The 25,866-nt window shown below is 60.0% G+C and carries 23 protein-coding genes; 19 read left to right on the top strand and 4 right to left on the bottom strand.

What is annotated here, in order from left to right:
- Window positions 1-40 precede the first annotated feature (40 nt).
- Window positions 41-982 carry a transporter substrate-binding domain-containing protein gene (locus AC061P_RS00580; protein WP_449647977.1) on the bottom strand — a complete coding sequence of 314 codons (942 nt, stop codon included), beginning with the start codon at window positions 980-982 and terminating at the stop codon, window positions 41-43.
- 213 nt (window positions 983-1,195) lie between these two features.
- Here AC061P_RS00580 and AC061P_RS00575 point away from each other — a divergent pair, with 213 nt between their 5' ends.
- A complete protein-coding gene (locus tag AC061P_RS00575; RefSeq protein WP_480391551.1) occupies window positions 1,196-2,206 on the top strand; it encodes an amino acid ABC transporter permease in 1,011 nt (336 codons plus the stop codon).
- Entirely contained in the window at window positions 2,206-2,997 is a 792-nt protein-coding gene (locus AC061P_RS00570) for an amino acid ABC transporter ATP-binding protein (protein WP_449647975.1), read from the top strand. The genes AC061P_RS00575 and AC061P_RS00570 overlap by 1 nt, the downstream gene beginning before the upstream one ends.
- A 44-nt stretch (window positions 2,998-3,041) precedes the next feature.
- Here AC061P_RS00570 and AC061P_RS00565 read toward each other — a convergent pair whose 3' ends face one another.
- Together AC061P_RS00565 and AC061P_RS00560 are read right to left on the bottom strand one after the other, a co-directional pair.
- Complete coding sequence (locus AC061P_RS00565) at window positions 3,042-4,025, bottom strand: 3-hydroxyacyl-CoA dehydrogenase (protein ID WP_480391550.1); 984 nt, start codon at window positions 4,023-4,025, stop codon at window positions 3,042-3,044.
- 7 nt (window positions 4,026-4,032) lie between these two features.
- Window positions 4,033-5,004: a dihydrodipicolinate synthase family protein gene (locus AC061P_RS00560; protein ID WP_480391549.1), complete on the bottom strand. Its 972-nt coding sequence runs from the start codon at window positions 5,002-5,004 to the stop codon at window positions 4,033-4,035.
- Window positions 5,005-5,226: 222 nt separating this feature from the next.
- Between AC061P_RS00560 and AC061P_RS00555 the strand changes: the two genes are divergently transcribed.
- Window positions 5,227-5,937 carry an IclR family transcriptional regulator domain-containing protein gene (locus AC061P_RS00555; protein ID WP_480392186.1) on the top strand — a complete coding sequence of 237 codons (711 nt, stop codon included), beginning with the start codon at window positions 5,227-5,229 and terminating at the stop codon, window positions 5,935-5,937.
- A 74-nt stretch (window positions 5,938-6,011) separates the two neighbouring features.
- Here AC061P_RS00555 and AC061P_RS00550 read toward each other — a convergent pair whose 3' ends face one another.
- Window positions 6,012-7,505: an NAD-dependent succinate-semialdehyde dehydrogenase gene (locus AC061P_RS00550; RefSeq protein ID WP_449647971.1), complete on the bottom strand. Its 1,494-nt coding sequence runs from the start codon at window positions 7,503-7,505 to the stop codon at window positions 6,012-6,014.
- 129 nt (window positions 7,506-7,634) lie between these two features.
- On the opposite strand from AC061P_RS00550, the gene AC061P_RS00545 reads away from it, so the two are divergent.
- From AC061P_RS00545 to AC061P_RS00470, 16 genes are all read left to right on the top strand, one after another.
- Complete coding sequence (locus AC061P_RS00545) at window positions 7,635-8,030, top strand: nuclear transport factor 2 family protein (RefSeq protein WP_449647970.1); 396 nt, start codon at window positions 7,635-7,637, stop codon at window positions 8,028-8,030.
- A gap of 97 nt (window positions 8,031-8,127) precedes the next feature.
- Window positions 8,128-9,273, top strand: coding sequence for an NAD(P)/FAD-dependent oxidoreductase (locus AC061P_RS00540; protein WP_480391548.1), 1,146 nt, complete (start codon window positions 8,128-8,130; stop codon window positions 9,271-9,273).
- Between the two features lie 331 nt (window positions 9,274-9,604).
- Entirely contained in the window at window positions 9,605-10,009 is a 405-nt protein-coding gene (locus AC061P_RS00535) for a DUF4440 domain-containing protein (protein ID WP_449647968.1), read from the top strand.
- Window positions 10,010-10,070: 61 nt separating this feature from the next.
- Complete coding sequence (locus AC061P_RS00530) at window positions 10,071-11,657, top strand: ABC transporter substrate-binding protein (protein ID WP_449647967.1); 1,587 nt, start codon at window positions 10,071-10,073, stop codon at window positions 11,655-11,657.
- A 93-nt stretch (window positions 11,658-11,750) separates the two neighbouring features.
- Complete coding sequence (locus tag AC061P_RS00525) at window positions 11,751-12,767, top strand: ABC transporter permease (protein WP_449647966.1); 1,017 nt, start codon at window positions 11,751-11,753, stop codon at window positions 12,765-12,767.
- Window positions 12,764-13,681: an ABC transporter permease gene (locus AC061P_RS00520; protein WP_480391547.1), complete on the top strand. Its 918-nt coding sequence runs from the start codon at window positions 12,764-12,766 to the stop codon at window positions 13,679-13,681. The genes AC061P_RS00525 and AC061P_RS00520 overlap by 4 nt, the downstream gene beginning before the upstream one ends.
- A 10-nt stretch (window positions 13,682-13,691) precedes the next feature.
- Window positions 13,692-14,714, top strand: a complete 1,023-nt coding sequence (locus AC061P_RS00515; protein WP_449647964.1) for an ABC transporter ATP-binding protein — start codon at window positions 13,692-13,694, stop codon at window positions 14,712-14,714.
- Entirely contained in the window at window positions 14,701-15,693 is a 993-nt protein-coding gene (locus AC061P_RS00510) for an ABC transporter ATP-binding protein (protein WP_449647963.1), read from the top strand. The genes AC061P_RS00515 and AC061P_RS00510 overlap by 14 nt, the downstream gene beginning before the upstream one ends.
- Before the next feature lie 103 nt (window positions 15,694-15,796).
- Entirely contained in the window at window positions 15,797-16,168 is a 372-nt protein-coding gene (locus AC061P_RS00505) for a PPOX class F420-dependent oxidoreductase (RefSeq protein WP_480391546.1), read from the top strand.
- A gap of 80 nt (window positions 16,169-16,248) precedes the next feature.
- Window positions 16,249-17,877, top strand: coding sequence for a DUF885 family protein (locus AC061P_RS00500; protein ID WP_480391545.1), 1,629 nt, complete (start codon window positions 16,249-16,251; stop codon window positions 17,875-17,877).
- An 85-nt stretch (window positions 17,878-17,962) separates the two neighbouring features.
- On the top strand, window positions 17,963-18,205 hold the full coding sequence (locus AC061P_RS00495) for a hypothetical protein (RefSeq protein ID WP_449647960.1): 243 nt from the start codon (window positions 17,963-17,965) through the stop codon (window positions 18,203-18,205).
- Window positions 18,206-18,912: 707 nt separating this feature from the next.
- A complete protein-coding gene (locus tag AC061P_RS00490) occupies window positions 18,913-20,127 on the top strand; it encodes a M24 family metallopeptidase (RefSeq protein ID WP_480391544.1) in 1,215 nt (404 codons plus the stop codon).
- Window positions 20,128-20,197: 70 nt separating this feature from the next.
- Window positions 20,198-21,976 carry an ABC transporter substrate-binding protein gene (locus AC061P_RS00485; protein WP_449647958.1) on the top strand — a complete coding sequence of 593 codons (1,779 nt, stop codon included), beginning with the start codon at window positions 20,198-20,200 and terminating at the stop codon, window positions 21,974-21,976.
- A 61-nt stretch (window positions 21,977-22,037) separates the two neighbouring features.
- Window positions 22,038-23,894 (top strand): dipeptide ABC transporter ATP-binding protein, encoded by a 1,857-nt coding sequence (locus AC061P_RS00480; protein WP_480391543.1) that lies wholly within the window; start codon window positions 22,038-22,040, stop codon window positions 23,892-23,894.
- The gene (locus AC061P_RS00475) at window positions 23,894-24,907 is read left to right on the top strand and encodes an ABC transporter permease (protein ID WP_480391542.1); all 1,014 of its coding nucleotides are present in this window, start codon (window positions 23,894-23,896) and stop codon (window positions 24,905-24,907) included. The genes AC061P_RS00480 and AC061P_RS00475 overlap by 1 nt, the downstream gene beginning before the upstream one ends.
- Window positions 24,904-25,863: an ABC transporter permease gene (locus tag AC061P_RS00470; RefSeq protein WP_449647955.1), complete on the top strand. Its 960-nt coding sequence runs from the start codon at window positions 24,904-24,906 to the stop codon at window positions 25,861-25,863. The genes AC061P_RS00475 and AC061P_RS00470 overlap by 4 nt, the downstream gene beginning before the upstream one ends.
- Window positions 25,864-25,866 lie beyond the last annotated feature (3 nt).

The raw sequence follows: 25,866 nt of genomic DNA, 5'->3' as shown, positions 1-25,866 counted from the left end.
ACAACTGTCGCGGCACGGGGGCCTCACGTAGTGGTAGTGCTTATGGCGCAGGGTTTGCTACAGCCTCATCAACAAGGCCAAAGTCGATATCCCAGTAGCCGAGAATTTTTTCGTATGAGCCGTCTTCAATCAGCTTGTTGACAGCGGCAGTGATTGCTTCGGTCATGCCTGACTTCTTGCTTACCGCAACACCTTCAAGGTTGGGCTGGTAATCGAGCGCTTGAATCTCGAATCCTTCAGCGCTTCCACCATCCCGGAGCAACCAAGAAAGCTGGCCTTTCGCCGTCATGAATGCGTCGATTCGATCCGAGGACACCGCGAGCAAGGCCGCACCCTGCTGCGGGAACGAGTCCACGGACGGCGCATCGGCGCCAGCGCTTTCACACGTCGCGATGATCTCATCGAGCTGGATAAGGAACGCGGAGCCCGCGAGTGCGCCAACGCGGAGGCCACAAAGGTCATCCGGGGCGCCAATGCTGAGGCCAGAGCCTTCTCGCGTAATGACGCCAGTCGTGCTCTCGTGCACGGCAACGATGTCGACGACCGCGAGACGTTCCTCGGTCACGATAATTGATGCCCAGGAGGTGTCATAGCGACCGTTCTCAATGCCTGGAATGAATGTGTCGAACGCGCCCGAGACCTCAGCGTCGTACTCAAGGCCGAGCACCGCAGCAGTGGCACGAGCAAGGTCGGGGCCCCAGCCGGCGAGTTCGTCGTTCTCGTCGAGGAAGGTGTCTGCGGGAGCGTTGTCGTATTGGATAGCCGTCAACTTGCCGGATTCCGCTACGGCATCAGGGAGAAGAGCGGCGAGTTCCGCGTCCTTCTTAATCATCACGCCGGCGACTTCGGTTCCGTCGGCACTGTTTCCGGCATCCGCATCAGATCCAGAATCGCTCGAGCAGGCGACGAGGGAAACCGCGAGCGCGGCGGATGCGGCGACAGCCACAATGCGGCGGTGCGCGTGGGGGGTGAGCTTCTTCATAACTGTGGGGCTCCTTCGCTCTAACAAATATTGTTCGCTTAGCGTGCAAGTGTTCACCACGCGCGCGGGGCTGTCAATAACTATCGACGCACGTCAGGCCACGATTGTGTAAAGATTTCGAACACTTGGTCACTGAGCGCACAACGCCTATGATGGATAAATTGCCGGTCACTACGTCACGTGCGACCGAGAATCGATAAGACGGGACGCCCCATGGGAACGAAAGAGACCGTAGAGAAGGAACCCGAGCGGGGACCCCTCACCACTCAGCTCCAACTGGGCATCCTCCCGTCTGGCAAGAAAGTCAAGGCCGCTCGCAACGGGCGTTCCACGCTCTCCACCATCGGCGGCTGGGCACTGCGCATCTTCGTCGTGCTCGTGATTCTCGAGATCATTTCGAAATTCCTCACGGCCGATGCCATGCGGTGGGATGTCGTCTGGTCCTATCTCTTTAGCGAGAAAGTTCTCAGCGGAGTTGGCCTCACCCTCTTCCTCACATTCGTTGCGATGGTGCTCGGTTGCATCATCGGCCTGCTGCTCGCGCTCATGAAGATCTCCAACAGCCTGCTGCTGAACGTGACGGCCGACGGCTACATCTGGCTCTTCCGCGGCACACCACTGCTCGTGCAGTTGCTGTTCTGGTACAACCTCGCGAGCTTCCTCCCCCAGCTGACCTTCGGCATCCCCTTCGGCCCCCAGTTCCTCGAATTCGATACCAACTCCGTCGTCACGGCGATGGTTGCCGCGATGCTCGGCCTCGGGCTCAACGAAGGCGCATACATGTCGGAGATTTTCCGTGCGGGAATTCAGTCGGTAGATCATGGTCAGAGCGAAGCAGCCGCGGCGCTAGGCATGTCCCGCCGACGCGCCATGAACCGAATCGTGCTACCCCAAGCAATGCGCGTGATTGTGCCACCGACAGGCAACCAAGTCATCTCGATGCTCAAAGGAACCAGCCTCGTCAGCATCGTCGCCATCAGCGAGCTGCTCTATACCGTGCAGGTCATCTACGCCCGAACCTTCGAAACCATCCCACTGCTCGTCGTGGCCTGCATTTGGTACCTGTTCCTCACGACCGTTCTTTCGATCGGCCAGCATTACATCGAGAAGCACTACGCCAAGGGCGCCAACCGCAACGTGCCCGACACCTACCTCACCAAGTTCAAGAAGCTGTTTGGCCCCTCTGCCCGTCAAGAATTTGCTACCCAGGAGACCGTGCGCTGATGAACACTGACACCGAACCCATCATTGAAATTCAGCGTCTTTCCAAGCACTACGGCAAGCTTCAGGTGCTGCGTGAAGTTGACCTCGACGTTTTTCCCGGCGAAGTCGTCTGCATCATCGGCCCCTCGGGCTCAGGCAAGAGCACACTGCTGCGCTGCGTGAACCACCTCGAGACGCCTGACGGTGGGGTCGTGCGTCTCGAGGGCGACCCCGTCGGTGTTCGCGAATCGCGTGGCCACCTCGTCGAGCTCTCCCCCGCTGAGCTTGCGAGCCAACGCGTCGACATCGGCATGGTGTTTCAGAGCTTCAACCTCTTTGGTCACATGACCGTGCTGGAGAACATCATCGAGGCACCCATGCAGGTACTCGGCACGAGCAGGGTCGAAGCCGAAAAACACGCCATGCAATTACTGGAATGGGTGCGGCTCGAAGGCAAAGAAAACACGTACCCCAGACAACTTTCCGGTGGCCAACAACAGCGCGCGGCGATTGCTCGCGCCTTGGCCATGCGCCCGAAGGTGATGCTTTTCGATGAGCCGACCTCTGCGCTCGACCCTGAGACCGTCGGAGAGGTTCTTTCGATCATGCGGCGGCTTGCGACCGAAGGCCTCACGATGATGGTCGTAACTCACGAGATCGACTTTGCCCACGATGTGGCAGACCGAGTCGTCTTCATGGACGGTGGGACGATTATCGAGATGGGTGTGCCAGCGGACGTTCTCAGCCATCCCAAGGAGGAACGCACCCAGCAGTTCCTCTCTCGCATCCTCAAGACGAACCCCGCTTCGTAGCGCCAACGCAGCGCCCTCGGCCTCGCCGTCACGGCGATGAGCGGCTACTTTTCGAGAATCACGTTCGGCACATCGCCCTGGTGGCGCAGGCCTTCGAGCTTGATCATGGCTAGCTCGCGACGCAGTACATTCTCTTCCCAATCATCGCCGGGAAGCAGCTCATTCATTTCGTCCATCACGTACGCAATTGTCTGTGGAATCCACGGGTCGCCGGCTCCGCGGGCGCTTCCGATACGGGCGTACACGGCACCGATCACTTCGGCATGCTGCGCCGTGCCTCCGCGAGTGTTGAGCTCTGAGGTCGCAAACGGCCCAGTAATTGACCAACGCCGACCGAGCCCTTCACGCACAAGCGTGTCGACATCGCGGGGAGTGACGACTCCTTCGCCCACAAGAAAGTAAGCCTCCCGCAACAACGCCCCCTGAAGGCGGTTGAAGACAAAACCTTCGATCTCGTTCTTCACGACGACCGGCGACATCCGCACTGAACTCAAGAGGGCACACGTCGTCGCAACGGTCGCATCGCTCGTATACACGGAGGGAACAACCTCGGCCACGCGTAAGAGATAGGGAGGATTTGCCGGATGCACGACGAGACAACGATCGCGCCCGGCAAGTTCCGCTGTGAACTGTGACGACGGAATCGTCGACGTCGAGCTTGCCAGCGTGACCCCGGGATCAGTCGCATCATCGAGCCAGGCAAAGAGATCCCTCTTGACCTCGACAGATTCTGTGACGCTCTCCTGGACGTGCACGGCACCTACGATGACATCCTCACGGGATTTAGCAATGACGATGCGTTCGAGAACCGTTGCGGGAGATTCGCTGATGAGTCCCGCCTCAGCAAGCTTGTTGAGGCGGAACTCCACAGCAGGGATAACGCGATCAAGCATCGCGATCTCATAGTCATACACGCGAACACGGCAGCCACTCGTTGCGAACACTACGGCCCAACCGATGCCGATTGTGCCGACACCGATGAGCGCTATGGTCGGCGCTTCGCTGTCGTGTTCGAGGCTGGTATTCACGCTCGAATCACAGGCCCAGACGAGTGGACTGCTGCGAGATCCGTTCCATGATGGGGAGGATGCGGCTCACGCGCTCTTCGCCCTCGTCGCCCAGTTGCGCGAAGGTAGTGAGGGGCGGGCGAACAGTGCCGACGGGGTAGCCTGCGCGAGCCGCCAACTCCTTCGAGTAGCACTGGTGACCGTAAGTGGGGTGACCCTCGGCGATAATCTCGTCGAGTTCATCGATGAGTCGCTGAATCGTGCGAGCCTCTTCGAAGCGACCGTCGGCGGCAAGCTGAACGAAGCCAGCGGATGCCCGGGGGATGTAGTTTCCGTAGGGGTTGACGTAGCCGACCGCGCCCAAAAGATAGGAGTCGACAACGCGCTCTCCCGCAAAGACGTTGATGAGGCCGTCGCTGGCTTCGAGCACATCACGCACGCGACCGAGCTCTTGGCTCGATTCCTTGATGTAGCGCACGTTCTCAAAAGCGCGAGCGAGTCGAGCGACCAGTTTGGCACTCATGTCGACGTTTGATGTGACCGGGTTGTTGTACAACATGATCGGGATCTGCACGGCTTCACTGATCGCCTTGTAGTGGCGGAAGATCTCGTCATCCGTTGGCGTGTAGTAGAAGGGGGGAAGAATCATGAGTCCGTCTGCGCCCAACTCTTCTGCTTGTGCGCTACGTCGGACCGCTTCCTTGGTGCTCGCGGCCATCGAGCCGACAACAACAGGAATACGTCCGTTGATGTGCTTGACGGTCTCTTCGACAACCTGCTGACGCTCGTCATCGGTGATCGCGACGAACTCGCCGGTCGTACCGAGCATGATGATGCCGGGGACTTTCTCGTCGAGCTGCCAGTCAAGGAATCGCTTGAGCGCTGGTACGTCGATTGACGAGCCGTCGGCGGTGAATGGGGTTACGGCGACGGTATAACTACCTCGGAATTCGGCGACCACAATTTCCTCTCTGCGCACGAGTGTGCGTGTAATGAACATTTACAGCATACGGGAGTTGGACTCTGCTCGTCGAGAATTGGCACGAAGTATTTCACTATGCGGTCGATCTGTCCGTATAGCGAACACAAATGAGGTCTGCGCGCTATATGCTAGTTTTCTTGACGATCAAGATTCAGGTAGGGAAAATTAGTGAGCGATCCAGAACTCCCAGCGAATGGCGCGGCCGATTTCGTCCAGTCTCTCGATCGCGGACTCCGCGTTATTCGAGCGTTCAGCGATCGACATGATCGTCTATCCATGGCCGACGTCGCGCGTGCGACCAATCAGAGCCGTGCAGCGACCCGCCGCTTCCTCCTCACTTTGGAGTCACTGGGCTACCTGGGCGTCGATGACAAGCGATATTACCTTCGGCCCCGGGTTCTCGAACTCGGCTACGCCTACCTCTCCTCCTCCACCGCGATCGAAGTGACACAGCACTACCTTGAGGAACTCAGCAAGGAACTCAATGAATCTTGTTCGGCGTGCGCTTACGATCGTGGCGAAATTGTCTATGTCGCGCGGTCCGCTGCCGACCGGATCATGACAGTCAACATCGGTGTTGGCCGCCGACTCCCTGCTTTCGCCACGTCGACCGGACGGCTCATGCTGTCGTCCCTCTCCCCAGCGGAGCTCGATGACTTCTTCGCGACCTATCCCCGCCCTGCGCTGACAAACAAGACCATCACCGACGAAGGCGAACTCCGAGCCCTCATCGCAACAGCGGGCGAGCAGGGTTGGACCATCAACGACGAGGAATTCGAGCACGGGGTTCGCGCCGTCGCGGCCCCGGTTTATGACGCCGCCGGAAAGATGTGGGCGGCAGTCAACATCTCCGTGCCCGCCTCCCGCGCCTCGATGAAAGAACTCGAGTCAAAGTTCTTGCCCCGCTTGCTCGAAGTGACTCAACAGATTTCACGAGACATTAAGCGCTAACAACAAGATCCGCTATGAGTCAAGGGCCGAGAGATTATCTCGGCCCTTGACTGTTGCATCGCGAAGCGTACTTGTTACTCGAAGCTCGACTCGTCGACCGTAAGAGCGATGTACTTCGTCTCCAAGAAGTCCTCGAGACCCTCATGCCCGCCCTCACGGCCGAGTCCCGACGACTTCACTCCACCGAACGGGGCTGCAGGCTCCGCCATGATTCCGCGGTTGACGCCGACCATTCCGAAGTCGAGGCGCTCCGACAACGCAACTGCTCGCGAAATGTCACGGGTGAAGAGGTACGCCGCCAGCCCATAGTGGGTATCGTTGGCGAATTCCAGCGCCTCAGAAACAGAGTCGACGGTGTAGAGCGCAGCGACGGGCGCGAAGATTTCGTCGTTGCAGAAGTCGTGCTTCTTGTCGGGGAAACTCATCACGGTTGGCTCGAAGAAGAAGCCGTCGCGATCGATCGCCTTCCCGCCGAGCAGCAGCGTTGCTCCCGCGGCTTTTTGGAAGTCTTCGACGAGACGCCCGGTACGGTCGCGCTGACGAGCGTTGATGAGGGGCCCGACAACAACGTTCGAGTCAAAGCCATCGCCCACTTCAAGTTCGCCGGCCGCAGCCACGAACTTCTCCGTGAACTCCTGCGCGATGTCGCGGTGCAAAATGATTCGATTGGCGGCAACGCACGCCTGACCGGCGTTACGGAACTTGCAGTTGACCGCTTCACGCACAGCAAGATCAACGTCCGCGTCATCCAGCACCACAAACGGCCCGTCGCCACCCAGCTCCATCGACGTGTTGACGATATTGCGCGCAGCCTGTTCGAGCAACGTGCTTCCCACGGCTGTAGACCCGGTGAAGCTCACCTTGCGCAGCCGCGGGTCAGCAAGCAGCGGTGCCGAGATGGATGCCGAATTGCTGGTGTGGATGAGGTTAACGACGCCAGCGGGGAAACCTGCCTCCTCCAACGTCGCCACAAACAGTGCCGCCGTCAGCGGGGTCTCGCTTGCCGACTTGAACACCACGGTGCAGCCCGCGGCGAGCGCAGCCCCACCCTTGCGCGCGTTCATGAGCATAGGGAAGTTCCATGGGGTGATGAGCAAAGCAGGCCCGACGGGCTGCTTGGTGGTCATTACGCGAAATCCACCGTTGGATGACGAAGAATAGGTGCCGTGGATGTGCGCAATCTGCTCGGCGTACCACTGGAAGAATCCCATCGATAGAGCGAATTCGCCCACGGACTCCGCCCGGGGCTTTCCGCTCTCGAGCGTCATGACGTCGGCAAACGCATCTGCGCGGGATTCGAGCAGACGGTGGGCGGCGTGGAAGAGGTTGGCACGCGCACGAGGCGCCATCGTGCGCCAGCTATCTTGCGCGGCAACCGCCGCGTCGAGCGCGCGCACGGCGTCTGAAGCGTCACCGTCGCTTACGCTGGCAATGACGCTGCCGGTTGACGGGTTAACGACCGAGAACTCGCGGCCGGTTTCTTCCCAGGTGCCCCCGATGAAGATTCCCAGCGGAACCTTGTGGTCGCTAAGCAGTGTATGTGTTTGCGGGGTAAGTGGTTCGACCATGGCGGCGCCTTCCTGGAGCGTGGGTGGTGTTCACATCAATTCTGCCATCTATCCGCTTTGCGCACGAGAGGGCGAATAGCGGTTATTCTCATTCATGATTGCACACCATCTAAATGAGAGGCACAACAAATGTCGAACGAAACCGATGCCGCAGAGATTTGGGCGAACCAGCAAGACATGTACGTCGGATTTGAAACCGGCAACCGCGCTCGCACCGACCAGTACATTCATGCCGACTGCACGATCTGGGATTCAGGCAACTGGTCTATGGTGATCGGCCTCGACGGACTCAACGCCGTTCGCGCAGCACGCCCAGCCGACGACGACCAGCCCAAGGTCCTCTCACTCACTGCACACGACCCCGTCACCGACGTCTGGGGCGACATCGCCGTGCTACGCCACTACGCCACCGTCGTATTCGAGGGAGACACCCCCGACGAGCTGCTGCGCAACACCGGCGTCTGGCAGCGCGAGCCCGAGGGATGGCGCCTCATTCACAACCAAGAACAACGCTCGTGGGAATAACTTCCCCTTCGCCTTCGTGGTGCTGCGTTCCCGTGAGCGCAGCACCAAGGCTGCATAGTAGATACAGAACTCACGGGTTAATCGGGGACAAGACACAGTGAAACAGAATGCGGAAGTCGCCGTAATCGGCGGCGGAATTACGGGCGCTGCAACCGCCTACGAACTGGCCAAGCGCGGCGTCGATGTCGTACTGGTCGACGGCAAGGATCTCAACACCGAGGCCTCAGGTCGCAACGCTGGCAGCCTTCACGGGATGATCCAGCATCCGTCCTTCATGGAACGCGGCGATGACTGGGCGCGCAGCTTCCTTCCTGCCCTGCGCTTTCTCACTGATTCCCTTGAGCTGTGGGATGCGCTCTCTGCCGAGCTTGGCGTCGACCTCGAGGTCACTCGCAACGGCGGCATCCTCATCGGCGCCACCCAGGGACAGCTCGACGACATCGCGCGCAAGGTCGCGATTGAACAGGAGGCGGGCTACAGCTCCCGCATGCTCAGCCAGACGGAGCTGCGAGAACTCGCCCCGTGGGTATCGCCCGACATGCCCGGAGGGTCCTATATGCCGACCGAGGGCAAGGCCAATCCCCTCCTCGCCGCACCCGCCTTTGCCCGGGCCGCTGAAAAACACGGTGCTCGCTTTGCATTGGGCGCACCGGTGACGCGCATCACCCGCACGCTCAACGGCTACGACCTTGAAGTAGGGGCAACCATCATCAACACGCGTTCCATCGTGCTTGCCGCTGGTGATGGGCTGAATTCAATCGGTCGGATGCTTGACCTCGACATCCCCGTCACGAGCGAGCCGGTGCAAGTCAGCGCCACCGAACCTGTCAAGCCGCTCGTGAAGCACCTTGTTTACTACGCCGGCGACAAGCTCACCCTGAAGCAGGCACACACGGGCGCATTGTTGATCGGTGGCGGGTGGCCCGCGCGACGCAACTCTGAGGGTGAGTGGGTGGTCAACCCAGACTCATTGCGCGACAATCTCCGCGTCGCGATGAAGGTCGCCCCGGCGATCGCTAATGCTCACGTTGTTCGCACTTGGGCGGGGATCGGGAATGCGACGCCAGACCTGCTTCCCATCATCGGAGAATATGCTGCGGCTCCCGGCGTCTTTGTCGGGATTTATCCACACATGGGATTCACCGCTGGCCCGCTGATGGGACGCATTCTGGCAGACCTCGCCACAGGCACTCCCGTCGAGCGGGACCTTTCGTCTTTCGCGCCGGAGCGTTTCACTCCTTAGCTGGCTCAGGCACCGCAGGCAGCATGCGCCGATGTCGCGCCCGCAGGGCCCTGAGGGTCGTTTCGGGCAAATGTACTTCCGATTTCCACAGTGTTACTCAAGCAAAAATCGAGATTTGTTCGCAACACGAACACTTGTTCAATTATGCAACATGCGTGTAGGCTCTCGATCCAAGAGGTCGAGACCCGAGTCTTACCCTAGATCTGAACCGACATTCGCACGACGAAAGTCACGTTCGATCAAGCACCTCAGGCTTACCGACGCCTCTTGTTTTGCATCAAACGGCACTAACCACACCGCGGCAGACGCACATCTGGCGAAGGGGAACCGCATGACAATCGAAACCGACAAAGCCGAAATTTGGCATGGGCAGAGCGAGATGTATCGCGGATTCGAAACACAGGACCGTGCCCGCATCGACCGCCACATCCATCCCGACTGCACCATTTGGGATTCGGAGCATGAAGCACTTGTATTCGGCCTTGAGGGACTAAACGCCGTGCGAGCCGCTAGACCAACCGGCAACGATCAACCACACGTGGCTTCGCTCGAAGCATTCGGCCACGTCATCGATGTCTGGGGCGATGTCGCTGTACTTCGCCACATGCTCGTCGTTCGCTTCGACGGTGAGACGCCCGACGAGCGCATCCGCAACACGGGTGTCTGGCGTCGCACACCAGAGGGCTGGCGCGTAGCCCACAACCACGAAGATGTGCTTGTGGCCGCCTCGGCGTAACAAAGAAACACAGACTGCACCACACACTGCAACACCAACGGAAATGAAAGGAATGACCCTGATGAGAATCTCACGTGGCGGCGCTTTTGTCGCCGCTGTCATCGCAGGCGCTCTCGTGCTTACCGGTTGTACTCCGGCAGACACAGCGGGCCCCGACACAGTAAAAGACACCTTGGTCGTCGGCAAGTCTTTTGATCTTGCCACTGCTGACCCCGCTCGCAGCTTCGAAACCACCGGCGGAATTTTCGGCCGCGCGGTTTACGACACCCTGCTGACTTTTGGTAAAGGCGATGCAACGACGCCCATCCCGATGATCGCGGAAAGCTACGAAGTGAACGACGGTGCCACCGAGTACACCTTCATGCTTCGCGACGACGTCGTTTTCTCCGACGGAACGCCGCTCACCTCGGCTGACGTGGTCTTCTCCTTCGACCGCGTTAAGAACATTCAGGGTAACGGCTCGTTCCTGATGGAGGGCCTGTCAGTGACGGCTCCCGATGAGACCACCGTGGTCATCACGTCCGAGAAGCCAAACACGGCCATCCCGGCAATTATCACCGCCCAGACGCTAGGTATCGTGAACTCTGAGGTCGTCAAGGCCAACGGTGGTACGGATGCCGCTGATGCAAGCACAACCGACACTGCAGAGGAATTCCTCAACACGACGTCAGCCGGTAGCGGTCCGTACATCATCGAGACGTTCAACACGGAGACAGAGACTGTCATCGTCGCAAACCCCAACTACTGGGGAGAGCCTGCAGCGTACGAAAAGATCGTCCTCAAGAACGCCACCGCTGAGAACCAGTTGATGGATGTTCAGAGCGGAACGATCGACATCGCTCTCGACCTCGGAGCAGACCAGCTTCCCGCAATCGAGTCCAACCCTGATCTCATGATCGAAAGTGGGATCTCCCCCACGATCTTCTTCTTGTTCTCTAACGCAAACCCGGAGATATCGAAGGTCACCTCGACTCAGGCTTTCCGTGACGCAGTCAAGTACGGTCTCGACTACGACGGTCTGCTCGAGATTGCAGGCGAAGGTTCCGAGCAGGTTGCCGGAGTCGTCCCCAGCGTCTTCTTCGGTGCACTCAAGCCAGCAGATGTCACCGTGCGCGACATTGACAAGGCAAAGGCTGCTGTCAAGGAACTCGGTGACATCGACCCGATTTCGCTTGAGTACCCGAGCGACTTCTCCGTTGCAGGAATCAGCTTCGGTGCTGTTGCCGAACGGATCCAGGCAAACCTGAAGGAAGTAGGACTCGAGATCACGCTCGCTCCCGCGCCTATCTCTACGGCACTCGACTCGTACCGTGCAGGCACCGAAGAAATGGGTCTGTGGCTCTGGAACCCGGATTACCCGGACCCGGCCGACTACCTCGTCTTTGCACCTGACAACATCGTTGGTCTCCGCGCCGGTTGGACCGGCGGCTCGCACCCTGAGCTCGTCGAGCTTTCTGAGCAGGCAGCTGTTGCAACTGAAGAAGCAGAGCGTGGAGACATTTTCCGCGAATACCAGCTGGCTATGAATGAGGTGGGGGTCTTCGCACCGCTGTTCCAGCCCGCAGCTTCTGTAGTCGCAGGCAAGGACATTGAGGGAGCAGTATTCTCGGCAGTGTTCGGAATTGACCTGACCTACATCGGCAAGTAATCGGGATCGTGCTGGTTGACGGTTCTTCACGAACCGTCAACCAGCATTCCATTAACCGCACGACGCATTCTGCGACGCGAGAGGGAGGCCCTCATGTTGTTTCGCTTCATCCTTAGCCGACTGGGTTCGGCCGCAATTCTCTCCGTCGGAATCATTTTCGTTTCCTTTATTCTTACCGCGCTTCTCCCCGGCGACGCCGCGACCTCGAGACTCGGCGAGCGCGCAGCCGCCGACCCTGAGATTGTTGCTGCAGTGCGCAGCCGCTACGGGCTCGACCAGCCGCTGTACATGCAGTTCTTCATCTACCTAGGCAATCTCTTTCGCGGCGATTTGGGTACGTCGATTCGCACGCAGAACCCGGTTCTGTCTGATCTAGCCCAGTTCGGCCCCGCATCCGCTGAGCTAGCGATTGCAGCTACCCTCATCGCAGTAGTGTTGGGCGTGGGCTTCGGAATCATCGCCTCGCTCCGCGCGAACGGCATAGTCGACCAAGTGCTTCGCGTCGTCAGCCTCGGCGGCGTCTCGATACCCATCTTCTGGCTCGCGCTCATCGCGGTCTACTTGTTCTCGACCGTCAACCGCATCTTCCCTTCTTCTGGTCGACTAAATCCGGGCGAGACTCCACCACCTCAGGTCACGGGCATGTATACCTTTGACGCCCTCGCGGCCGGCAACTGGCCACTATTCGTGAGCGCCTTCACTCACCTGATTCTGCCGGCCCTTGTACTTTCGGCCCCGATGATCGGGCTGCTGCTGCGCTTCACTCGATCGTCGATGCTCGAAGTTCTCGGCAACGAATATGTTCGTGCCGCCGAGGCTAAGGGCCTGCCCCGGCACACTGTCGTGCTTCGTCACGTGTTGCGCGGCGCCCTCGTGCCTGTAATCACCGTGCTGGGAACTGCATTCGCATCTCTCCTCGCCGGAACCGTGCTTGTCGAGCAGATTTTTGGCTGGCCGGGGATCGGCGCCTACGCCTTTAGAAGTGCCAGCAACCTCGATCTTCCCGCAATCGTCGGCGTCACTCTTTTCGTCGCCCTCGTGTACATCACCGTCAACCTGATCGTCGACTTCTTATATGGCGTCATCGACCCGAGGATCCGCAGAGCATGACAACGTCAACTACAGACCCCGCCCTCGCGCCCGACGGTATTCCGATCAAGCGCAGTCGCTGGCTACCCGCACGCAAGCGGCTTCCCGCCGCATGGCGCAGACCCCTCGCGGTTGTCGGCATCGTCGTCATTCTCTCGTGGACCGTCATCGCGATATTCGCGCCGTGGGTTGCACCCCACGACCCGCTTGCTCAAGACTTCGAACGCTACCTTCCGCCGTCGGGTGATCACCCGTTTGGCACCGATGTCGTAGGCCGAGACATCCTCTCGCGCGTCATCTACGGAGCTCGCGTCAGCTTGCCACTCGCCGTGCTACTGGTCACCCTCTCGGTGATCGTTGGCGCAACGGTGGGAGCGATCGCTGGCTACGTTGGTGGTGTCGTAGATGCGGCGCTCATGCGCGTCGTTGACCTCTTCTTCGCCTTCCCCGCGATCATTCTCGCGATGGCTGTTGCTGCTTCGCTCGGCCCATCACTCACGAATGCAGTGCTCGCAATCGTTGTCGTCTCGTGGCCGGCCTACGCCCGTGTGACTCGATCACTCGTGCTGAGCCTTCGCGAAACGAATTACTTGGCCGCGAGCCGACTGCTGGGTGATTCGAGCGCCAAAGCACTCGTCAAAGAAGTGATGCCCAACGTTGCGGGCCCCGTGCTCGTGCTTGCATCTCTCGAACTGGGTAACGCAGTCCTCCTCCTTTCGGGGCTTTCATTCTTGGGCCTCGGCGCTGTGCCGCCGTCGCCTGAGTGGGGCTCGATGGTCTCCTCCGGCGCTGCGGTCTTCTACAACTACTGGGTAGCACTGTTCCCCGGGCTTGCGATCTTTACCGTCGTTCTGGGATTCAACTTCCTCGGCGACGCCATGCGAGATGCCCTCGACCCCCGCTCGGCGCGTTCTGTCGCCACGAGTGAACTGTGAGGAATGACCGATGAGCCTTCTAGAAGTCGACAACCTTTCCATCCTGATCCGCGGTGGTCGCAACCTTGTTGACGGCGTGAGCATCACGGTAAATTCCGGTGAAATCGTCGGCATCGCCGGTGAAAGCGGTAGCGGCAAGACCGTGACCGCGATGACCGCGCTCGGCTTTCTTCCCGCTGGCGCGACGAGCGCCGGCGAAGTGCGCGTCAACGGCGTCGATGTGCTTTCCATGACCCCCAAGCAATTGCAGTCCGTGCGCGGTACTGAAATGGCCATGGTGTTCCAAGACCCCATGACCTCGCTGCACCCCATGCTCAATATCGGAACCCAGCTCACCGAGCACTTGCGAGTGCACAAGGGTCTTGGTCGCAAAGCAGCCTGGGCTCGCGCCGCCGAATTGCTCGAGATGGTGCGCATCCCTGACCCTAAGTCAGCGCTGACGGCATTCCCCCACCGGTTCTCAGGTGGAATGAGACAACGCATCGCTATCGCAATGGCGTTAGCGTGCGACCCGAAGCTGCTGATCGCCGACGAAATCACCACGGCGCTCGATGTCACCGTGCAAGCCGGCATCCTCGATCTGCTCGACCGGCTGCGCCGAGAGACAGGCATGGCCGTGGTATTCATTACCCACGACCTCGCCGTGATGAACGTCATCGCCGACCGCCTCTACGTCATGTACGGCGGTCGCGTGGCGGAGAGCGGCGCCATTGGCGAAGTGCTCAATGCCACTAGGCACCCGTACACCCGCGCTCTCATCGAGGCCCTCCCCGAGGGCGCCGCGCTCGGAAAAGCGCTCGTTCCCATTCCCGGAGAGCCATCAACGCCTGATCGTCGACCGGACGGCTGCGCGTTCAACCCGCGGTGTACGTTCGCCGTCGAGTCTTGCCGCACCGATGTGCCGGCACTTCGCGAGCTGGAGAAGGGACACTTCGCGGCGTGCGCAGTAGATCCGTTCGGCTCGCTGCCCGAGGGCGCTATCCCTCTTGATATCTCGCTCGCTCCCCGGAAGGATCAGCATGTCGCTTCTTGAAGTACGAGACGTCATCGTCGATTACAAGACCCCCGGCCGTCGCCCCGTTCGTGCAGTTGCCGGAGCCTCTCTCGAAGTGGGGCCCGGGGAAATTGTGGGACTCGTTGGAGAGTCAGGGTGCGGAAAGTCAACGCTGGGTCGCGGCATCGTTGGTCTGCAAAAACTGACCTCCGGTTCAGTAACGCTCAACGACGTTCCGGTAAGCCCTGTGGGGCGAGGCGCTCGCCCGAAGGCAGATCGCGGACTGCAAATGGTCTTCCAAGATCCCTACTCTTCGCTGAACCCTCGACGCCGCATCTGGCGTCAAATCGCCGATGGACTCACTGAGGTCTCGACCGAGTCATCGGCACGAGCCGCTGCTGTGGAGTTGCTCGAAGCAGTAGGGCTCTCTGCCGCGATCGCCGACCGCTTCCCTCACGAGTTCTCCGGTGGTCAACGCCAACGAATCGCCATTGCTCGAGCACTCGCACCCCAGCCATCGGTGATCGTCGCGGATGAGGCCGTGTCTGCCCTCGACGCCTCAACTCAAGCTCAGATCGCGAACCTCCTCGTGGGGCTCGTCAAAGAACGCGGGATGGGCTTGCTCTTCATCTCACACGACCTTTCGGTGGTACGCCACATCGCCGACAAGGTCGCAGTGATGTATCTCGGCCGGATCGTAGAGACTGCGCCAACTGATGAGCTGTGGGAGTCTCGGCTGCACCCGTATACGGACGCGCTGGTGCGAGCGATTCCCAGCCTCGAAGAGGATGCTACCGCTCCTATCGCACCGAAAGGTGAAGTTCCCGACCCCGCTGCACCGCCGACAGGCTGCCGGTTCCACCCGCGCTGCCCCGTCGCCATGGACCGCTGCTCGACCGAAGATCCGTCGCTCGTCATGATTGACGATTCACGTGCGGCCGCTTGCTGGCATCAGCCTGCCGGCGGCCCAGCTGTGCGGCTGGAGCTTCTCGCGACGCGAGTTGCCGAGCCGATCTAACCCTGTTGGGGCTGTGTCCCTCCTGGCAGGGCCCCAACAGTTCTACTCCGACCCTTCGTCGCCCGCGAAGCGAGGGTCACGCTTTAACGAAGGAAAGGCATAAATGCTTAGCGAGAAGACGCGCGAACTGGCTCAGGGCGGGCATTTTGCTTCCCTCACGACCCTCAAGGCCGATGGCCAACCGTGCGCTCAGGTCATGTGGGTGGATTGCGATGACGACCACATCCTCATCAACACAGAAGTTCATAGAGCGAAGTACAAAAATGTTCAGCGCGACCCGCGTGTGGCCGTGCTCATTATCAACAAGGACAACCCCTACGAGTACACCGAGGTGCGCGGCACCGTTGTCGAGGAGATTCACGGGGCCGAAGCTCGCTCTCACATCGACACTCTGGCATGGCGCTACTTCAATCGCGCCTACATCCCCGAGCAGATCGAATCTGAGCGGGTCATCCTCAAAATCAAGCCGCTTTAGCCGCGACGCACTTCTTCATCTACACAACATCACATAAGCTCACAACGCTTCCCGCGGGTGAGCTCGTCAAAGGAGATCACATGGGACACGACGCCGTACAACAATTAGGCGCCGAAGTATGGAAGTGGCGTAACGCAACAGCGTTCCACACCGGCGACGACATTCCGCGCGTCGACCGCGGCGCCGACTGGGTGCCGCAGTTCAGCATTGCCGCTATCGACGACATCCGCAGCCGGTACACGGATTTCCATGCGCGCTGGGCAGCTCTCGACGTAAGCGCAGAGCCCGTTCCTGTTCAGGTCGACTACCGACTGGTCGGCTCGTCACTGGCTCGTGTGACATGGGATATTGACACCCTGCGCAACTGGGAAAAGGACGCCGTCTTCCTGACGAGCCAGATTCTCGGCCCTTTCTTTGATCGCTTGCTTCAGGTGCCGCCGTTTTCTGCCGAACGCCAGCAGGCATTGCTGACCGTTGCCAAGGCAATCCCTTCGCAGGTCGCCACCGCTCAAGAGAACCTCGCTCGCGCCGGTGTGAGCACCCTCGCCAAGGTTGCCGCAGAAATGCTTGCAGACGCCGGGGCTCAGTTTGCCGACACGGTAGAGAAGCTTGAGGGCTTTGTGGATGCCGCGGTGCTCGAGGAACTCCGCAGCGTAACCCCGGCCGCCGCCGAAGCACTCGGCGCCTTCCGGGAATGGCTTGAAGCCAACGCTGATTCAATGGCACCGGATCAGGCAGTGGGGCGCGACAAGTTCGTTTGGTTCTTGCGCAATGTCGCGCTCGTCGCGGCCGAGCCAGAAGACTTGGTTCGCGCTGCGCGCCAGGACTACCAGCGAGCTGTGGTTTCCGAAACGATCGTCACGAACCGCTACCGCAATCTGGCCGCCGACAAGCTGTCGGAGAACGTAGGCGCACAGGTCGCTCGCGAGGCAGAGCAAGAGCAGCAGGTTCGCGACTTCTACGAGTCCGAGAACCTCCTGAGCCAGCCGGATAGCTTGCGGCACTACCTCGTCGGCGCTCTGCCGGAGTACGTAAAGCCCTTGCGCTGGTTGGGCGTGACCGACGACCTCACGAGCGAGCAGCGTGTCGACATGGACGGCATTTCTTACTCTCCCGACCCGACTCCGGGACTGCCCTACTTCTACGCCGCGAACGCACGCGACCCTCGACTCGGCATTGTGCACGAGGGCGCGCACTACCAGCAGCTCGCGCTGGCATCGCGCCACGAGAACCCACTCCGTCGCCGGTACTACGACTCTGCGGCGAACGAGGGAATCGCGTTCTACAACGAAGAGATGATGATGCTGGCTGGGCTCTTCACCGATTCGCCGCACTCCGAAGAGGTCATTCACAACTTCAACCGCCTGCGCAGCCTACGGGTCATCGCTGACGTGAGCCTGGCAACGGGTGAGTTTAGCGTTCACGACTCGACACAGTTCTTCGTTGATCTGGTTCCCATGGACCGCGAAACAGCACTCGACGAATCGTCGATGTACATCGCGACACCGGGACTGGCCATGTCGTACCACGTGGGCAAGATGTTGCTCATTCGCATGATGACGGATGCCATCAACCAGCAGAAAGACGCCTTCTCAACCCGCGAGTTCCACGACTACGTGTGGCTCAACGGAAACGTGCCGTTTTCGCTTCAGCGGTGGGAGTTGCTCGGCGACCGTTCGGACGTCGACATCCTTGACGCTTCTGCCTAACGGCGGTCAAGGAACGCGCCGAGGTTGGTACAGTCGGCGGTCTCGCACATGGTGTGTGTCATCGATGAGAAGAAAGTAGGAAATTATGATTAGGGCTCGCATAGAGGTCGTTGCTGCTCTTGTACTTGGCGCCCTCACCGTCGCTACGCTGGTCCAACCGACGTGGATCGAGATGCTCATCGGGCTTGAACCCGACGGCGGTAATGGTGAATCCGAATGGCTCGTCGTTGCCGTCCTAGCTATCGCGACGGTCGCAGTCGCTGCTCTCGCAAACCGTGATTGGCGCTCGGCGCGTCGTCGCCAGCACGAGGCAAGCACGGCGTCCTAAACGTGCCAATTCAGCTGGCCCACGTCCGCTGAATTACCACCCACCACGCACCAATCGGGGCGCGAGCCCAGTGTCGCGCCCCGATTGCCCGTAGATCACATCTCAGTGCTGTGCGCTCAACGCCGACTTCGCCTCTTCTCCGCAGTCCCGAGCTCACGATGTGGTCATCGTCGCGCCGTTGCGCTTCCGCCCCGACCGGCGCGTGCTCTCTTCGCACGTCGTTAAGCGCCAGAAGACCCCCGTAGTTACGCTGTTGCGTAGCTCAATTTGTTCGCTTTGCGAACTAGTGTTCAAATGACGAATTTTCCGGTACAGTGAAAAATATGAACGAGTGATCGCTCAGTTTGGTGCCGAAATCCACGCCACCGAGAGCGCTGCGGCATCCGTCGGCGCGCCCTGACTGAGCATTGTCGCGCGCTCTCAACGCAGCACCTCGTGACCCAGCACGCACGCAGACCCCCCACAGCATTTCCAATGAAGGAGCAGCTCATGACGCTTGGCATACCCACCGCCAATCGTCGGGTCGCCGTGAGCGCCGCCGCCAGCGATGCACGCCCACCTTTACCGCAGGCGTTAGCACTCCCCTCGCTGCCACGTCGCTGCCACCAAGCCCCGGCGAGAAGCCTGTCAACGACACTCAGGCTCCACCCTTCCTCCAGCACCCCAACCGCTGTGTCGTCAACCGAAAAGAAACGAGCGTTACGTCCATGATGGAAAAGATCGAATTCGACTACTCCCAGCGCCTTTCCAAGCTCTGGACCAAGCTCGACGAGTCCAACATCGATGTCGTCTTCCTGCCTGCATCGCAGTCCGACCTTGAGTACTTCACTGGGCTTGGTCGCCGTCTTCCTTCGTTCGGAAACATTGGATACACCAACCACTGGATCTCGGGAGCTTTCATCTCCCCCGGCAATGACCCGCTCTTCGTTCTCACTCGCCACTTCCAGGAGTTCGACCTCCCCGATGGCATTGCCGGTGAGGTCATGACGGCGAATGAAGACGACGACGGGGGCGAAATTTTCCGCAAGGCATTCGACAGCTACACGCGCAAGGCAAACACGGTCGCCATGGGCGCTCGCCCCGGCCAAGAAAGCTGCGGACACGAGGCGGATGCCGTCAACCGAATCGCACTGAGCGGGCGCAGCTGGGCAGAGACCACGATCGAACTGCGTAACCACAAGCCTGATGCTGACTTTGTGGTCGCCGACACCATCATCAACCAGATCCGCCGCATCAAGGACGATCAGGAAATCGCCCTCATGCGACAGTCCGCGAAGATCGTGGATGACGTTTTCGCCGACGTCGAAAAAATGGTTGTCTCCGGAATCACCGAGCTCGAGCTTTCCTCTGAAATCGACCTTCGGATGCGCCAGCACGGCTCTCTGGGTGCCTCTTTCGACACAGGGGTGTGGGCCATGGGTCCCGAACTGAGCCGCGATGCCAGCGTGCGCGTCTCCAACGATTCCCTCAAGTCGGGAGCAGGCGTGAGTTTCGACTTCGGTGCGATCACGCAGGGCTACTGCTCTGACTTCGGCCGCACCATCCACATCGGAACTCCCAACGAAGAATACGAGCGCGTGTACGACCTCGTTATTGCCGCGCAGGAAGCCGGCCGCCAAGCTGCGGTTCCCGGCGCAACAGGTGGCGACGTGCACCGCGCGACTCGTGCCGTGATCGAAGAGGGGGGCTACGGGGACTGGTTCCGCCACCGTACAGGGCACTGCATCGGCCTCGACGTGCACGAACTGCCGTACATCTCAGAGGAAGACAACACCCCCCTCGAACCAGGAATGCTCTTCACGATTGAGCCCTCAGTGTTTTGGCCAGGCCGCGTCGGTGTGCGCGTCGAAGACGTGTTCCTCATGACAGAAACCGGCACTACGAGTATCAACACCCACGCAAACGACCTCGTCGCCAACTAGGCACGCCTCCAGTCCAGCACCACAATCTCAACGCTCGAGAACGCCTCATACAGGCAAGAGAGGAATCACAATGAAACAACACTTCAGCACAAAGGCGGTGGCGGTCCTCGCCATGGCTGTTCCGCTTGCGATGCTCGCGGGCTGCACAGCAGCCACGCCAGGATCGGGAAACGCGGACGCAACCGCCGGCGGCACGCTGCTCGTTGCAGGGAACGCCGATGTTCTCTACATGGACCCAGCATCGTCGTACAGCGCCCAGGACTCGCAACTGCACCGCCTCATCACGCGCTCGCTTTTCGCGGACCTACCCGACGGAGACGCAGGTGCATCAAAGATCGTTCCTGACCTCGCTCTAGAAATTCCGACCATGGAGAATGGCGGAATCTCAGAAGACGGAATGACCTACACGATCAAGATTCAGGAAGGCGTCAACTTCGACGCACCCGACGGCGCTCGCGAGATTGTCGCGGACGACGTAGTCCGCGCCGTCAAGCGCATCTGCAACCCGGTATCGCCCTCCGTCGCGCTGTCGTACTACACCGCAACGATCGAAGGACTCGAAGCGTACTGCTCCGGATTCGCTGATGTTGCTGCTGACGTTGACGCTATCCGCGACTACGTCGAAGGCAACGACATCGCGGGCGTTCAAGCAACGGACGACAACACCGTGACCTTCATGCTGACGCAACCGGCGACGGACTTCATCAGCATTCTCGCCCTCAGCGTTTTCATGGCACCGCAGCCAGTTGAGTATCTCGACTACCTGCCGGACTCCCCTGAGCTGCGCCAAAACATGATCTCCAGCGGCCCGTACCGGATCACGGAGTACACGCCGAACGAGAAGCTCGTGCTTGAGCGCAACCCCAACTGGGATGCCGAGCTCGACACCGTGCGTGAAGCATACGTCGATGCCGTTGAGATCTCGATGGGTCAGGAAGCTGCCGCCGTTCAGCAGCAGCTTGAAGCTGGCACCGTAGACATGCAGTGGGCTGACACCGTCACGCCGACCGCAGCAGTTCCTGCGTTGCTTGCCGCAAACGACGAGCGTCTTGTCATTGGTGGCAGCGGCGGAATTCGCCCCTACATCGTAATCAACACGCTTAGCCCGAACGCGGACGGCGCATTCGCCAACGTTGACGTTCGTCAGGCACTCAACTTCGCCGTGAACCGTGCTGCAATCCAGCAGACTCTCGGTGGACCGGGTCTTGCTGAGATCGCTACGCAGATCCTACCTCCCGAGGTTTTCGGTGACGCGCAGACGAACGCTTTGGATGTTCCCGAGGAGGGCGACCAGGCCAAGTCCAAGGAAATTCTTGAAGCAGCCGGCTACAGCACCGACGTTCCGGTTCGCGTTCTCTACCGCGAGACGGAACCCTACGCATCCATCGCAGCGATCCTCCAGCAGGATCTTCAGGCCGGTGGTTTCGAAGTTGACCTCCGCGTCACCACGCAGAACGCTTTCTACGGTGAGTTCCTCTTGAACGAAGACGTCACCCGTGCGGGCGAGTGGGACATCGCAATCGCTGCGTGGGGTGCTGACTACCTCGACGGTCGCGCCTACCTGGTCCCGATGCTCGACGGCCGCAACTACGAGGGTGGCTCAGCCAACTTCGGTGGCTGGAACAACGACGAATTCAACGTAGCCATCGATGACGCTCTCGCCGCGACCGATCCTGCTGAAGCCAGCAAGAGTTGGAAAGAAGCAGATGAGATCGCGACGACTGACGCTGCATGGGTACCCGTTGCCTTCACTCGCACTCCGGTGTTCGCTTCGGAACGGGTCGGTGGTTTCGGCTTCTTGGCCTCGACCAAGAACGGCGACATGGCCAACGTGTGGCTCAAGCAGTAACTAGCCCCACCTCACCACATCAGTAGCAAATAAACACGAACAGTTTGGAGGGCGATGCCGCGTGCTGCTCACAGTAGAGAATCTCGATGTCACGTTTAACACCGGTGATGGTCCACTGCATGCGGTACGCGGCATCTCCTTCGAACTTGATCACGGCCAGACCCTCGGAGTAGTAGGAGAGTCTGGTTCTGGCAAGTCCGTTAGCACCCAGGCGATGGTCGGACTTGCCGCCGGCGCGCACGTTACGGGGCGCGCGTTGCTCAATGGTCGCGATCTTCTCACGATGAATCCCACGGAGTTGTCCGCAATCCGCGGGCCGCAGATCGGCATGGTTTTCCAGGACCCCCTGTCGTCTTTGCACCCGCAGTTCCGAATTGGGTGGCAGATCGCAGAAGCCATTCAGCGCCATGAGCGCAGCAGCTCCAAGAACGTGCGCGCCCGCGTGATCAAGCTGCTCGACGAAGTCGGCATTCCCGAGCCCGACAAGCGCATCGATGACTACCCCCACCAATTTTCGGGCGGCATGCGTCAGCGAGTCATGATCGCTCTCGCGCTAGCGCTCAGACCAGCTCTCCTCGTAGCCGATGAGCCAACGACAGCACTCGACGTTACGGTGCAGGCTCAACTACTCGACCTCATGAAAGATCTTCAGCGTGAGCACGGCACTGCCATCCTGATGATCACCCACGACCTTGGGGTCGTCGCAGGGGTCGCAGACAACGTCATCACCATGTACGGCGGACGAATCGTTGAACGTGGAACCCGCACCGAAGTGCTCGGACACCCGCATCATCCGTACAGCAAGGGTCTGCTCGGATCGGTGCCGCGTGGGGGAAGTCAGCGCACGGAGCTGCAATCTATTCCTGGCCAGCCGATGAGCCTTTTGATAGATCAGCCCGGCTGTCCCTTCGCCGAACGCTGCGCTTTCGTTCAGGATGCGTGCTTAGAGAAATTCCCCGAAGCCCGCGTTATCTCCCCCAGTCAAAAATCCAACTGCATCCTCCCGACAGAATTTGCCGGCCCCGTGGTGCTGCCTGCTATGCCCGCCGCCGAGATCGAGTCCGCAAAGTCAGGCGCACTACTGGCCCGGATCTCTGACGTGCGCATCGAATTCGATGGTGCTCGAAAAGGTTTGCTCGGGCTCACTCGCAACAAGATCACCGCGGTAGATGGTGTGAGTCTCGACATCCGCGCCGGTGAAACACTGGGCATCGTTGGCGAATCGGGCAGCGGAAAGTCCACTTTGGCCCGCGCCCTCACAGGGCTGATCCCGCTCTCCAGCGGAACCATCGAGTTTGAGGGCAAAGACATTTCGACCTTTACCGCCGCGCAACGCCACACCCTGCGCCGCGATGTGCAAATGGTGTTCCAAGACCCGTTTGGGTCCCTCAACCAGCAACGTCGAGTCGGCTCGATCATCGCTGACCCGCTCGTCATCCACAAAATCGCGGATGGCAAAGCGCTGCGCGCGCGAGTGCAAGAACTCATGGAAATCGTCGGGCTTAACCCTGAGCACTTCAACCGGTTCCCTGCCGAGTTCTCCGGCGGTCAGCGACAGCGCATCGGAATCGCCCGCGCTCTCGCTTTGAATCCGAAGCTGATCGTGTGCGATGAACCAGTATCCGCTCTCGACGTCTCCATTCAGGCGCAGATTCTTAACCTGCTCAGCTCGCTCCAGCGCGAGCTGGGGCTCACCTATGTCTTCATCGCTCATGACCTCGCGGTCGTCGAACACATCGCCGCCCGTGTCGCAGTGATGTATCACGGCAAGATCGTTGAGACCGGGCCGGTTGAACAGATCTATGGCTCTCCCAGCCACGAATACACCCGCTCGCTCTTGGCAGCGGCACCCCACCTCGACGATGTCGCCGCAGAGGCTGCCGCATTGTCGACAATGCAGATTGACGAGGCCCACTGATGTCTGAGCCAACCGTGGATCCCCCAGGCGATGAGACTCTCGCCGATCCCGCCGCAGCGAAAGCGGCAAGAAGCGGCAACGAAGTTGCTGCCCGCAGTCCGTTCCAGCTTGTGTGGACGAGGCTGCGCCGCGATCCCACCGCAATGGTGTCTGCCGCGGTCATCGTGCTCGTCATTATTTCCGCAATAGCGGCGCCGCTCATTGCTTCGTGGGTAGGTCACGGTCCTGACGAGCAATTCCGCAAAGAAGGCTTGACGCCGTCCGGGCTGCCCACCGCACCGAACGCAGATTTCTTGCTAGGCGCCGACAACCTCGGCCGTGACCTCTTCGTGCGGCTTATCTATGGCGCGCAACTCAGCCTCATCGTGGCGTTCGTTGCAACCGTAGGTGCGCTCGGCATAGGAACCCTTGTCGGCATGACCGCGGGCTTCATGCGCGGCAAGGTCGACACTGTTCTGACCTGGCTCATGGACACCACGCTCAGCCTGCCTCAGTTGCTCTTCGCGATCTCGCTCGTCTCCCTTGTAGGTCCGTCGTTCGGCACAACGGTGATCGTGATCATCCTCTTCTCGTGGGCCCCCATTGCGCGTGTCGTGCGCGGTCAGACGCTGTCGATTCGTGAGCGCGAATTTGTGGAAGCTGCGCGGTCTCTCGGCGCGTCCAACTGGCGAATCATGCGAGTGGATGTCCTTCCCAACCTTGTCGTGCCGATTCTCGTCTACGGCACTCTCCTTATCCCACAAGCGATCGTTTTTGAGGCGACACTCTCTTTCTTGGGACTTGGAGTACTGCCCCCTACTGCAACGTGGGGAAACATGCTTGCCGCGGCATCAACCGGCAGCATGTACACGATCGCCTGGTGGATGCTCGTGTTCCCGTCAGCCGCTCTACTCTCCGTGACCTTGGCTTTCAACCTGCTTGGCGACTCCGTGCGTGACGCACTTGACCCCCGCCAAACTCTCTTTGCGAAAAAGCGTCGCATAAAGAAGCTGAAGAAGGAGATCGCTAAGTGATCCGGTTCCTCTCTCGCCGAGTTCTCTCGGGAGTCCTCACGCTTTTCGCCATCAGTGGCGTTATGTTCCTATTGTTCTACGTTGCCCCGAATGACCCAGCGGCGACGATTGCCGGGCCTCAAGCAACCAACGAGCAAATCGATCAAGTGCGTGCGCGTTTGGGTCTCGACATGCCTATCTTTGAGCGTTACTGGCTATTCATTTCGGGTCTCTTCCAAGGCGACCTCGGCTACTCGTACTTCAACAAAGAGCCCGTTCTTGACTCACTCGTGCGGCGACTCCCTGCAACCGCGTCTCTCGCACTCGGTGGACTCGTTGTGGCGCTCGGTCTCGGTGTCACCATCGGCATCGGCGCAGCCCGCAAGCCAGGTTCGTGGCGCGACAAACTAGGAACGACTTTCGTTCTCACCGGCCTGAGTGTGCCGACGTTCGTCGCTGGTCTGCTCCTGCTGTACGTCTTCTTCTACTTACTGACGGTGATGGGAATTACGTTTTTCCCCGCCGCGGGCTACGTTCCCTTCACTGAGAATCCGCTCGAGTGGGCAAGGCACCTCATCCTGCCCTGGATCACGGTTGGCTTTGTCGCCGCTGCAACCTACGCGCGACTTGTTCGAAGTCAGCTTGTGAGCGTCATGGGCGAGGACTACATCCGCACGGCACGCAGCAAGGGAATCCGCGAAGGCCGCGTTGTCTACCGCCACGGAATGCGCAACGTGCTCACCCCCGTCGTCACGCAGATCAGCCTCGACTTCGCGGTGCTAATGGGCGGCCTCGTCGTGACCGAGCGTATTTTCGGCATCAACGGCATCGGCCGTCTCGCGATTGACTCCGTCAACCGAGGCGATCAGCCGGTAATCATCGGCGCAATGCTGCTCGCATCACTCTTTGTCGTCATTGCAAGCATCTTGGTTGACCTCGCTTACGCGATGCTCGACTCCCGAGTCCGAGTGAAGTAAGAA

Source organism: Rhodoglobus sp. G.S.4 (assembly GCF_056619605.1).
This window is presented reverse-complemented; position numbering and strand designations above follow the sequence as displayed.